Raw genomic sequence first — 11,038 nt, forward strand, 5'->3', positions numbered from 1 at the left:
AAGATAATCTATACTTATCAAATAATACTTGAACGTTAGCGTACATTGAAGTGCACGTTCAATGAGTACTTCCAGGTACTGATTCTTATTTTATTCCCCTTTATCCCATGTTTTAAACGTTACTACTATTCATATCTATTTTGTTCTAATGATTATTCTAAATAAATTGATTAAGGAGAGTGATGGATAGAAGTAATAACTAACTTATCATCCCAGAGGCAATGTCATGGATAAAACGGATATAAAGAAGAAGATAATTATTGCCGGACTTTTGGCTTCTTTTCTCACCCCATTTGTAAGGGCATCTGTAAATGTGGCCTTACCCACAATGGCTGTTGACCTTAACCTGTCAGCCATCTTTTTAACATGGCTACCCACTTTGTATTTACTGGTAACTGCCATACTGTATGTTCCCTTTGGAAGGTTGGGTGATCTCTACGGTAGAAAACGCATCTTCCAGTACGGACTGATCATCTTCACAGTAAGCTCCTTTTTATCTGCATTCTCCATATCCGGTGAAATGCTTCTGGCTATCCGAATTTTCCAAAGTATAGGACACGCCATGATCTTCGCCAACCTATACGCCATCATAACCTCAGCATTCCCTGAAAATGAAAGAGGCGGAGTACTGGGCTTGATCTCAATAGGTGTCTTCGGAGGATTAATATTCGGACCAATCATTGGAGGATTACTCACCCAATTAGTAGGATGGAGATTTTTGTTCATCCTGGATTCACTCATCGGTGTGGTGGCGGCTGTTGTTATCAGCCGGTTCAAATATGAATGGGCAGAAGCAACAAGTGAAAAATTCGATGTTCTGGGGGCCATCATCCTCGGCATATCCTTAACCACCATAATCTACAGTTTATCAACTTTCGACCAGAAGTATGGGCTGTTTTTAACCATCGCCGGAATCATAGGGCTTTCATTATTCTACTTAGTGGAAAAAAGGACAAAATTCCCCCTTATCCCCATGGAATTATTCAACAATAAAACATTCACCTTTGGCAATATCACTGGTTTTATCAATTACGGCATATTTATAACATTCAGTTTTCTTTTAAACCTGTATTTCCAGTATATTAAAGGATTTGATCCATTTACAACCGGTTTGATAGTTGCATTACCCTCCATATCAATGATCGTGGTATCACCTCTTGCTGGAAGATTAGCCGACAGGATTGATTCGGCAACTGTGACCACGGCAGGGATGATTGTAACCACCATTGGACTGGCAATTATGACTGTACTCAATAAAAATAGTAGTTTACTGCTGGGACTATGTTCCATTATACTTTTCGGATGCGGAATAGGTTTATTCTATTCCCCCAATACCAAAACTGTGGTTAGTTCTGTGGAAAAGAAATATTATGGAGTGGCCACAGCCACCCTGAGTAACATGAGATCCATGGGACAGATCTTTGGAATGGGAATCGCCATGCTAATGATCTCCATATTCCTGGGCAAAGTAGAAATCTCACCTGCCAACTACATTGAATTGGGTCAAAGCATAAGGGCCACTCTAATAATCCTATCATTACTATGCGCTGTTGGGATCTTTACCTCATTGATCAAAGAAAATAATCAATCTAAAAATGGAAACGCTTAATCCCTTTTTACTGCTAACGTTATAATAAAAACTGTTAAGCAAAATGTATTCAATGATTAAAAAAAACATTGAGTCGCTCTTTCTTACTTTTAGTAAATTATTTATATTGTAGAAATATGATCTATATTTAGCAGGTAAAACCTGGGAGTCAGTGTACCTTGAGGTGCACGTCCAATGAGTACTTCCAGGTACTGATTCTTATTTTATTTCCCTTTATTCCATATTTTTGACATTTTACACTTTATATTTAATAGATCAGCATATAACTCATTTTTGTGCTCAAATTTCTGAAAATAAGACCATGCTATTATATCTGCAAACTGTAACCCTGACCAGGCATGGGAATAACTATGGTATATTTGTATATTCCTAATTTCAGAATTGCGAATTAATTGATCCCCAAAATAATTGTCAAAATCATCCCGAAGCATCTGTTTTCCTTTTGATTTATCGATTCTGACTTCCACATTGCCTTTTGTTTCTATTAAATTGGCAAGATATCCTGCAACATAATTATAGAGTTTATGTTTATCGTTGATAAGAAATTCACTGTTGAGAAAACTTTTATTCATAACCGTGCAGAATACTTGAGAACCTTCCAGTTTATTAAGCTCTTTTAACATGTGTGTCCTAACTTCAAAGAAGATTTGTTTGCTTTAACTTCATTAGCCTTGGATAACTCTTTTTTAAACTTATTCCGCCTCATATTCTTGATTATTTTGTCCAATGGCCGGAAATCATCAACTAGTAAAGCAACAATCAATAAATATTTTGAACCACGTAACCCAAGATCCCCACTCTCATCAATATACAGATAGTTCAAAACTCAACCTCCATTAATAATAACATACTATTTAGTTAATAATAGTTTACTAAAAATATTAGATTAAAAAAGTGAAGGAAAAAATTCAAATCCCAAATATGACACATTTATTACAATTTATAACTCAATACTAAGTAATATTCAAAATATTTAATTTTAAGGATGATATGTGTGCCAAAAACTAAATTTAGAGTTAATGGATATGATTATAAACTCTCTAAGATTCTAGAATTTGACAATCTAAGCCATTCAACAAAGAACATTTTAACTATTGTCGTTTTGATTGCTGGTGTAATTGTGGGATTATTTGTCGGCATTTACATCTATAAAATTTAACTAAAAGGGAAAATATTTCTTATCCTTTAAATCTTGACTTCTATCTATAATGTAAGCCCCAATGTAAACAGCACCATCATCACCAAAAATGAGTTGGCCACCGGGTCGGTTAGGCTGGTGGATAATGGTATGACAATGTTATCTGGATCAAGGCCTTTCCTATAGGAAATAGCATTCAGGTAGAATGCAATTAAAAGCATCAGGGGTGTGAGCATTAACCCGGCTGCAGTGCTGATGAAGACCATGTTAACCAGTCCCACTGGTTGGATACCAATAACCAGGGATCCAAAGTAGGCCAGAACACCTATCAATGGGTAGATGATTACAGCCAGGATTATGATTATGGCAAAATTCCTTAATGCTTCCTCTGTAGGTCTCAGGGAGGATTCTATGGAACCAATGTGTAATCCGGAAGATAGTCTGGCTCCCAGGATACTGACCAGATCCCCACTTTCACCTGAAAACAGTGGTACCAGGGCCAGGATACTGGGATTGCTTAAAATAGTGGAGAAACTACCGTTTAGAATTGTACCGGCAGCAGTTCCAAACAGGGATGACAAAAATAAGGTGGGGGTGCTGTGCACCATGATCTTCTTAAGATGACTGCCCCTTCTTATCCCATAGGCAAAACCCATTATCCCCAGGATAATAAATATGGCAAATAAGATGTTTTCTGCAAATCCGTTCCTGATCCACGACAGTATATACACGGCTAAAAGGATGGATGGAATGGTGAAAAGGTCTCCAGAGGCTGCGATTAAGGGTGTGGTTACATTGTCGGGATCCCATCCATTTTCATAACTTTTGATGGAAATCAGGATGGTTGCCGGTAAGAGTAGTGCCCCTGAAAATATTCCTCCCAGCACAGAGATGATTGTGAAGTCCATGATACTGATACTTTCAAATCCTAAAAGAATACAGAAACCCTTGGCTGCAAATGCCAGGAAAATCGACATTATAACGGTTAGAATTATTGCAGAAATAATGTTCTGGTTTAAAACTGGTGATTTTTTTAATTCAGGAGTTAGAATACCAATATGGAGGTTGGAACCCAGCCTGGATCCTAATGCACCGAATATATTCCCCCTCATCCCAATTGCCCCGGGGATGAGGACCAGGAGGCCGGGGAACATCTGCAGGGTATTGGTCATTCCACTTAAGAATATGCCGGCAATTAGATCTCCTATGGCACATATGAAAAGGGCGGTGAATGTTTCGCCTAAGACCCGGGAGACATCTCTAAAAAAGTTAGTGAACTTACCACTTATGATGAATGGCATCTGGAAGATTTTTAAGGACCTTTTTGAAACTAGGACTGCTAATTTTACCATCCAGTCTAAGATGATATGGGTATATTCGCCAATCTTCTTCAGTAGTTTCTCCGTCCATTTCACCGAACCACCCTGAAATTACAGTAGGGGCTGATTTTGCCAAGTATAACTCAGATAAATGTTTCAAATCGTTCTTTTTACTACTTGTAAATTGATTTTTCAACATTTCTATCTCTTTTTATCAGTTAAAGTGCTGGTACGTCCTCTTTAACTCGTTCCATTACTATCATTTCAGTCAAATCTTCAACACCATCAATTGAACGGATTTTTGAATTTATCAATTGATTCAAGTCCTCAATGCTTTTGACCCAGACTTTAATTAGAATATCATACTCTCCAGATACACTGTAAACTTCTGAAACTTCTTTAAGCCTTGAAAGTTCTTCTTTTACTAATTCGTGCCGTTCAGACTCGGTCTGGATAATGATTATGGAAGTTATTTCCAGACCAATTTTCTGCCAGTCTGGTATCAGAGTGTAACGTTTTATCACGTCTTTTTCCAATTTTTTAAGTCTGTTTGATATGGTTGCATCGGGGATGTCAATCTCTTTTGACATTTGAGATATGGTAATCCTCGAATTTTTAATCAGAGAACGGATTATAGCTAAATCTACATCATCCATTTTTCCAACACCTTATCATAATACAGAATAAGAATATATCCACATGTACTTATAAAGGTTTGGGAAAATTACCAAAAATAATCAAAAAAATGAGTATTTTTCTAAATTTGCATCATGAATTTAGAAATTTCTTAAATTTGTGGGGAAAAGATATCTAATCTTCAGCAAATTCTTCGTATTCGAGGTCTTCTAGCTTGGTTTCTCCACTGGCAAGTTGTGTGAGTAGGGATCCGCCAGTTTCGTTTCCTTTAGCTATGAGTGCGTCTCCGGCTGAGATTATGGTGTTCCTATCCGGCCCATATATCCAGGATTCATTTCTTCTGATGGCAATAACTGTCATCCCGGTCCTGGTGGCGAGTAGAAGTTCTCCTAAAGATTTATCGATTAGTTCTGAACCTTCGGAGATTTCAACCCTCATTATAACTTCATCTGACTCTTCCATGACCATTTTAAACACAGGGTGTGGTTTCATATCTTTTAAAACCAGGTCGGCTATGTCTTTTGCTGAGTCGGCTATGGTTTCTGCAGCTTCCCCCACTTCCAGCAGGGCGGTTAATTTTTCTGCATCTTCCACTGTCCTTGCAGCCATGAGTGATTCTTTTTTAATCTGGTAGTTAAGCCTGTTTACCTTGTTTTCAAGTTTTATAACTTCTTCTGCAGCGTCTTTACTGTTAAAAAGTAGTGCAGAATATGCTAAATCTACCATTAATTCGGACATGTTCTTCATTTCGATTAAAATGTCCTTAATACTTTTAGGCACCTTTCATCCTCCAGATATTCTAGGTCTAATAAAAATATAATATAAATAGTATAATGTGAACACGTTAAAAACTTTTTTCATAATCCCCCCAAAAACAGAGATATTTCAAAAACTCTGATCTAGGCGATTCAACATCTAAAGGATCCAACTATACCATGAAAAACATTATACATCAACATAAGATGTTTAATTAACAGGAACAGGTCCAGACAACACCATCATCATAGATGGGATTGCAAAAGAAAGCATTATAAAATTATACTGATCCACCATGGACCCATTTTTGACCTTACAACAAATGGATTCACCCTTTACCAACGAAAAACGCAACTCATGGTAGCAGAATATACTTTTTTTGAAATTTTTATTTAGCTTAGGTTTTTTATATTAGATACTCTCATAAAAGTTATTAGAAATAAAGGTAGTGAAAACAATGGCTAAAACAATTGCAGCAACACCAACCTTATCAGGAAAAGCTGCGGATCGTTTCGTTCGAAACTTGGATAAACCAGTTACACTCGAGAAAAAGAAATTCTTGGAAGAATCCCGAAAAGTTTATAGGACCATTAAAGCTAATAGCGAACGCTAGGAAGTCCAATCTTCTAGATCTGTGTACATGGCCACATGCCGATCTTCACATTCTGCTAATTCTACAAAATAATTCTTTTCATAAAATTTTTCAATCCCTTGATAGGCATCTACTGAAATAAAACGCACACCTACTTTTTCACCTAACTCTAATGCCAGACCAACTGCATACATGATTAAAATGCTGCCCACATTTTTTCGTTTATGATCCTCGTGTACAGCTAATCTGCCAATTTTAATGGAAGGGAACGCAGGGTAATTAACTCCTATCCTTTTTTTATCATTTTTGTTAATTTTTATACTGTCAGCAGAAACTGTGAAAAATGCTATTATCTCTCCATGATACCTGCAAATATATGTCTGGTTCAACCGATCCTTCCTTTGAGGTAGTGCATCCTGAAGTATGAATTCATCCAAATCATCATCCCCACAATGAAAGCTTGCTAAATCATGGTTTCGTGATAGCTTTTCGACAGTTAGTTCCTCAGGAGAAATTTTCTTTTCTGACATGATAGTATTATTAATCATCACATATTTAATACATAAGGAAGCACTCCATATGTAATAAATTCTAAAAATTGTAGTCTTGAAATTAAAGTTGTTTATTTCGTTCTAAAGGACTCATAACATTTTTTTCCTCTTAATCCTCTTATTTTTCCCAAGAAAGATAGGATGCAGATCGCATCATCTTCTCCCGCACATCAGGAATGAAACCTTCCAGAAACTCCAGCATCTTTCTGGAAATAGCATCATTATATTCAAAACAACATTCCAATCCTTCAAGCTTGATCCATGATTCAATCCACGCTGTTGGAACATTTATCAATGGATAGATCAGTTTCATCTCATCTTTGGTAGTTTGAGAACTTAAAAGCTCCAATTTTTCTCCATCAAGCATGAGTTCTAATATGTGTTCTACTTCCCCATCCAGGGTGAGTGGTAGTGCTACACTATCTGGACATATCTGTTCTCCATGAAGCTGCAAAGAACTGATCCAGTCATCCAGGTTGCCTTCCTGTTCCCTAATGATCAGTTCCACCCCATACTTCCTGGTGTAGGGTTCCAGAACCGTGTGCAATGTTAAGTTAACACAATCTCCAGAATCAAATAATAATATTTTATCATGAGGGCTCAGTGCATCTTTAAGCACACGTGAGGCACGGGTGCAGATTTTCTGGAAGATCTTGGAACGTCGAACCCTAAAATTAGGATATTCCCTTAAAAACAGTTCTTCCTTTTTGCGTGAAAACCTGGATAACTTCAAATTATTAATATAAACCCTTTCATCAACTATGCTAACAAACCTGGTTTCCACACCATTTTGCTGGAGGAATTTGACCACATCGCGCTTAACTGTCATGGTAATCTCAATGAAATTTTAATCTTATTATCGTGTGCAACTGTGTATATGATTTATTTGTTAGTAAGTGAATTAGATTTTGTTAGTAAGTGGATTAGATAATTTTTTTTTATTAGGTGGATTAAATAAATTTATAGAAAGATGAGTTATGCTAAAACCGATGAGGGGTTAATATGTTTAAGATCTTTGGCAGTAAAAAGAGTGGGAAAGAGGATAGGGAATTTCTGGAAATGGAAGTTACCGAACCTGTGGATTGTCTGGGGGATTTCACCTTCAACTTCCACTGGCAGCACAAGGGGGAGAAGTTAGACCCATCCTGGAAAATCCCTGGGAACGATTTAACCTTTGGTGATGTGGTAGAACACCTTAAGAATAATGGAAACATCCGTATCAATGGTGATGCCGGGCACCGTCTTGCATCCAGTATGGGTGTGGATCTCCAGTACTTCCAAGGAACTGGAAAGGACATTCCTGTGGGAGATATCTATGTAGAGGGAAATGTGGACACCCGTATGGGAATCAGCATTACCAGGGGAAACATCTATGTTAAAGGAGAAGTTAAAGAGCCCATGGGTAACCTGGTGGAGGTTAAATCCAACCAAAAAGGTTACCGGCAATTCAGGAGCATAACTGATATCATCAGCAATGGATTGGGCAAGGATAAACTGTTAGGCTGCCAGTTATCCGGGAAAAAATTATTAATTGATGATGGCACAGTGAAGGATACTGTGGGGGCCCGTTTGGATGTGGATGCCCAGATCATTAAAAAAGGTGATGTTGATCTTTCCACCGGGATACTCATGAGAAAGGGTACAGTCAGGATAAATGGAAATACTGGGAAAAACACCGGCGCACTCTTAAACGGAGGCACACTCATCATTGATGGTGAGACGGATGATTTCACAGCTATTGACATGATCAAAGGAACAATCATCATAAATGGAAATGCTGGGAAGTTTTTAGCAGCTAACAAAAAATCAGGAATTATCCTGGCCAAAAAAGGAAGCCCCATACCTCCTGCAGAAGAAAAAAAACTGCAGAGTGATGACCAAAAACTTTTAATAGCCCATGGATTCAATCCTAAGGGATTTAAAAAGTTTGAATAACTAAGTAAATAAAAAAAAGGAGGAAATAAAAAAATATTGTCTGGAAGGTTTTTTTAAGCCTCCCATTGCAGATTATACTTTTCAAACTGTTTTTCCAGAATTATTACCAGGATAAATCCAATCGCAGCTGCCACTATCACCGGGATAACTGAATCCATAGAGGTTGTGATCTTCTGGTAGGGTAATCTCAGGGTGCCCACCATCAATCCCACCAGGAAAGCCATGGTTATTGATTTATGGTGTTCCAGGAGGTAGTTCAGGATCCGGGAGAAGGATAAAATACCTATCACCGCCCCCAGTCCAAAGGTTATTATGTCCACGAATTTAAGCTGATTTAAGGCAGCCAGCATGTATTCGTACTGGTTTAAAAGAAGCAGGATGAATGCTCCTGAGATTCCTGGTAGTATCATGGCACAGATAGCCACCATACCTGATATGAATATGACTGGCAGGGTATGATTGGCCTGTACCGGGTTTAATCCCACGAAGAGTACAGCGAAAACGAAGCCTACTACTAAAAACAGGATATTTTTAAGGTTAAGTTCATCTATGTGTTTGTAAACGAAACCAGCTGATGCCAGGATCAATCCAAAAAAGAATGCATAGGTTGTGGCCGTGTACACGGTGAGCATGACCGTCATGACCTTGGACATGGTTAGAACAGCCAGACCAATCCCTAAAAGTAGGGGTATGAAAAGGTTGAAATCCCATTTCAGGAGTTCTTCCTTGGATTTTCGAAAATCCCCTTTTAAGGCGACCAGAAGGAAGTTGGCATTTATCTGGCTGATGGCATGAACCAGTCTCTGGTAAATGCCGGTGATAAGGGCCATGGTACCCCCGGAAACTCCAGGGATCACATCAGCACTGCCCATTAGTAATCCACGTAAGAATATTAAAAATGTATCCCTGTATATCTCGATTTTTCTCATGAGTTATCTCCCTTAATTATAATACTTGGATTTCAATGAGTAATGGTTAATCTTAGGATTCTATTCTAATAATTATTCACAATACTAATTCCTTGTTAATTTAATTAAATCATTAATAGATTCCATGTTATAAATAAAGTAGGAGGTTTCTTTTTCCATTCAGTACCAATAAATTTTCAAACAAAACAGTCACACACCTCACTCATTAAATTACTGAAATATTTCTTCAGAATGACCATTGGAAGCTTTGGATACTATTTCCCATTGAACTGAACCACTTTGTAGGATACTGTATTTTTTTGGGAGTGTTTGATAACCATGTGGAACATGACACTGGTTAAAGCCCTGGAAAACTTCTTTGATTTCTGGTCTGGTGCTTTGATAATGCCTGAAAAAGAGTTACATTTATATACTTTGTTCACTACTATTAAACGCTATTAAAGAAAAAATATAAAAGAGGTTAAAGTAGAAATGAGAAGATTTTTACTAACATTAAGGCTTTGGTTAGCTACTATACTGCTATTTGGTATTTTATATGCCATAATTACCGTGATTTGCACATTACTGGGCTTCGGAACACCAATAATATTCGCAATCATGGCAGTTGGAGTGGTGCTGCTCCAGTATCTGGCAGGGCCCAAAATGGTGGAGATGACCATGCGGGTACATTATGTGTCTCCCCATGAAGCACCTAACCTGCATGCCATGGTGGAAGAACTGGCCATGAACGCCGGTATTCCCAAACCTAAAGTCGGAATTTCAGAAACTAGCATTCCCAATGCATTTGCATTTGGCCGAACCAAAAAAGACGGAAGAGTATGCGTAACCCGCGGTATTCTGAAATTGCTGGATGAAGAAGAGTTGAAAGCTGTTCTGGGACATGAACTCAGCCATATACGTCACAGGGACATGGCAGTAATGACCCTTATCAGTGTGGTGCCCCTTATCTGTTACTGGATATTCATAAGCACCCTATTCAGTGGAGATAGGGACGGTGACGCCGGACTCATTGGTATCGCTGCCCTGGTAGGATACCTCCTGGGCCAGTTACTGGTATTATTCGTAAGCCGAATACGTGAATACTACGCAGACCAGGGAAGTGTGGAGATCGGGGGTAAACCACATAAACTGGCCAGCGCCCTTTACAAACTGGTTTATGGATCTGCTAATCTGAACAAAAGAGAGGTTAAATCCGTGGAGGGAGTTAAAGCCTTCTTTGTCAATGATATCTCCGATGCCTCAAATGAGATAAACGATCTCAGACAGGTGGATCTGGACATGGATGGAGTTATCAGTGAAGCAGAACTAGCCCAACTCCGTGACATGGACACCCATATTGGCACTGGCAGTAAAATCATGGAATTACTATCCACCCATCCCAACATGGTTAAAAGGATTAAAAGATTGGCTGAGTTAAGTGATACTTAACTCCTCTTTAAATACTTTTTAATCCCCCTATTTTCTTATTTTTTAAAGAATAAATGGTTATTAATTCATTTTTAAGTCTTGTGGAAAATGTTTAGTTTATTTTTAAGAGTTTTTGAGTTCTTGGAACTCTTTATAGTACTCATAT

General features: G+C 38.0%; 13 protein-coding genes. 5 read left to right on the forward strand and 8 right to left on the reverse strand.

Annotated elements, in window-relative coordinates; all coding sequences use genetic code 11:
• Positions 1-226 precede the first annotated feature (226 nt).
• Positions 227-1,609, forward strand: a complete 1,383-nt coding sequence (locus J2743_RS05140) for an MFS transporter (RefSeq protein ID WP_209625493.1) — start codon at positions 227-229, stop codon at positions 1,607-1,609.
• Between the two features lie 203 nt (positions 1,610-1,812).
• Here the strand turns inward: J2743_RS05140 and J2743_RS05145 are convergent, their stop codons facing one another.
• The 5 genes from J2743_RS05145 to J2743_RS05165 form a co-directional block, all read right to left on the reverse strand.
• Positions 1,813-2,232: a DUF3800 domain-containing protein gene (locus tag J2743_RS05145; protein ID WP_209625494.1), complete on the reverse strand. Its 420-nt coding sequence runs from the start codon at positions 2,230-2,232 to the stop codon at positions 1,813-1,815.
• Positions 2,226-2,432: a DUF3800 domain-containing protein gene (locus tag J2743_RS05150; RefSeq protein ID WP_209625495.1), complete on the reverse strand. Its 207-nt coding sequence runs from the start codon at positions 2,430-2,432 to the stop codon at positions 2,226-2,228. Before J2743_RS05150 ends, J2743_RS05145 begins: the two co-directional genes overlap by 7 nt.
• 380 nt (positions 2,433-2,812) lie before the next feature.
• A complete protein-coding gene (locus J2743_RS05155; protein ID WP_425342798.1) occupies positions 2,813-4,162 on the reverse strand; it encodes a magnesium transporter in 1,350 nt (449 codons plus the stop codon).
• Between the two features lie 122 nt (positions 4,163-4,284).
• Entirely contained in the window at positions 4,285-4,722 is a 438-nt protein-coding gene (locus tag J2743_RS05160) for an Lrp/AsnC family transcriptional regulator (protein WP_209625496.1), read from the reverse strand.
• A 154-nt stretch (positions 4,723-4,876) separates the two neighbouring features.
• The gene (locus J2743_RS05165) at positions 4,877-5,449 is read right to left on the reverse strand and encodes a potassium channel family protein (RefSeq protein ID WP_209625568.1); all 573 of its coding nucleotides are present in this window, start codon (positions 5,447-5,449) and stop codon (positions 4,877-4,879) included.
• A gap of 466 nt (positions 5,450-5,915) precedes the next feature.
• Here J2743_RS05165 and J2743_RS05170 point away from each other — a divergent pair, with 466 nt between their 5' ends.
• Entirely contained in the window at positions 5,916-6,071 is a 156-nt protein-coding gene (locus tag J2743_RS05170; protein ID WP_209625497.1) for a hypothetical protein, read from the forward strand.
• On the opposite strand, the gene J2743_RS05175 is transcribed toward J2743_RS05170, so the two are convergent.
• Together J2743_RS05175 and J2743_RS05180 are read right to left on the reverse strand one after the other, a co-directional pair.
• Positions 6,068-6,580 carry a GNAT family N-acetyltransferase gene (locus J2743_RS05175; RefSeq protein ID WP_209625498.1) on the reverse strand — a complete coding sequence of 171 codons (513 nt, stop codon included), beginning with the start codon at positions 6,578-6,580 and terminating at the stop codon, positions 6,068-6,070. The two genes, J2743_RS05170 and J2743_RS05175, sit on opposite strands and share 4 nt — an antisense overlap.
• 139 nt (positions 6,581-6,719) lie before the next feature.
• Positions 6,720-7,430: an ATPase gene (locus J2743_RS05180; protein WP_209625499.1), complete on the reverse strand. Its 711-nt coding sequence runs from the start codon at positions 7,428-7,430 to the stop codon at positions 6,720-6,722.
• Between the two features lie 173 nt (positions 7,431-7,603).
• Between J2743_RS05180 and J2743_RS05185 the strand changes: the two genes are divergently transcribed.
• Positions 7,604-8,536: a hypothetical protein gene (locus J2743_RS05185; protein ID WP_209625500.1), complete on the forward strand. Its 933-nt coding sequence runs from the start codon at positions 7,604-7,606 to the stop codon at positions 8,534-8,536.
• A gap of 53 nt (positions 8,537-8,589) precedes the next feature.
• On the opposite strand, the gene J2743_RS05190 is transcribed toward J2743_RS05185, so the two are convergent.
• On the reverse strand, positions 8,590-9,465 hold the full coding sequence (locus tag J2743_RS05190) for a DUF368 domain-containing protein (protein ID WP_245248064.1): 876 nt from the start codon (positions 9,463-9,465) through the stop codon (positions 8,590-8,592).
• 309 nt (positions 9,466-9,774) lie between these two features.
• Here J2743_RS05190 and J2743_RS12150 point away from each other — a divergent pair, with 309 nt between their 5' ends.
• Positions 9,775-9,906 carry a hypothetical protein gene (locus tag J2743_RS12150; RefSeq protein ID WP_280904396.1) on the forward strand — a complete coding sequence of 44 codons (132 nt, stop codon included), beginning with the start codon at positions 9,775-9,777 and terminating at the stop codon, positions 9,904-9,906.
• Positions 9,907-9,936: 30 nt separating this feature from the next.
• On the forward strand, positions 9,937-10,893 hold the full coding sequence (locus tag J2743_RS05195) for a zinc metalloprotease HtpX (protein ID WP_209625501.1): 957 nt from the start codon (positions 9,937-9,939) through the stop codon (positions 10,891-10,893).
• Positions 10,894-11,038 lie beyond the last annotated feature (145 nt).

The sequence above is a fragment of the Methanobacterium petrolearium genome, from assembly GCF_017873625.1.
GTDB lineage: Archaea > Methanobacteriota > Methanobacteria > Methanobacteriales > Methanobacteriaceae > Methanobacterium > Methanobacterium petrolearium.

Coding starts and splice junctions, on each gene's coding strand:
- J2743_RS05140 (WP_209625493.1), top strand. CDS start 227: ATGGATAAAACGGATATAAAGAAGAAGATAATTATTGCCGGACTTTTG.
- J2743_RS05145 (WP_209625494.1), bottom strand. CDS start 2,232: ATGTTAAAAGAGCTTAATAAACTGGAAGGTTCTCAAGTATTCTGCACG.
- J2743_RS05160 (WP_209625496.1), bottom strand. CDS start 4,722: ATGGATGATGTAGATTTAGCTATAATCCGTTCTCTGATTAAAAATTCG.
- J2743_RS05165 (WP_209625568.1), bottom strand. CDS start 5,449: ATGAAGAACATGTCCGAATTAATGGTAGATTTAGCATATTCTGCACTA.
- J2743_RS05170 (WP_209625497.1), top strand. CDS start 5,916: ATGGCTAAAACAATTGCAGCAACACCAACCTTATCAGGAAAAGCTGCG.
- J2743_RS05175 (WP_209625498.1), bottom strand. CDS start 6,580: ATGTCAGAAAAGAAAATTTCTCCTGAGGAACTAACTGTCGAAAAGCTA.
- J2743_RS05180 (WP_209625499.1), bottom strand. CDS start 7,430: ATGACAGTTAAGCGCGATGTGGTCAAATTCCTCCAGCAAAATGGTGTG.
- J2743_RS05185 (WP_209625500.1), top strand. CDS start 7,604: ATGTTTAAGATCTTTGGCAGTAAAAAGAGTGGGAAAGAGGATAGGGAA.
- J2743_RS05190 (WP_245248064.1), bottom strand. CDS start 9,465: ATGAGAAAAATCGAGATATACAGGGATACATTTTTAATATTCTTACGT.
- J2743_RS05195 (WP_209625501.1), top strand. CDS start 9,937: ATGAGAAGATTTTTACTAACATTAAGGCTTTGGTTAGCTACTATACTG.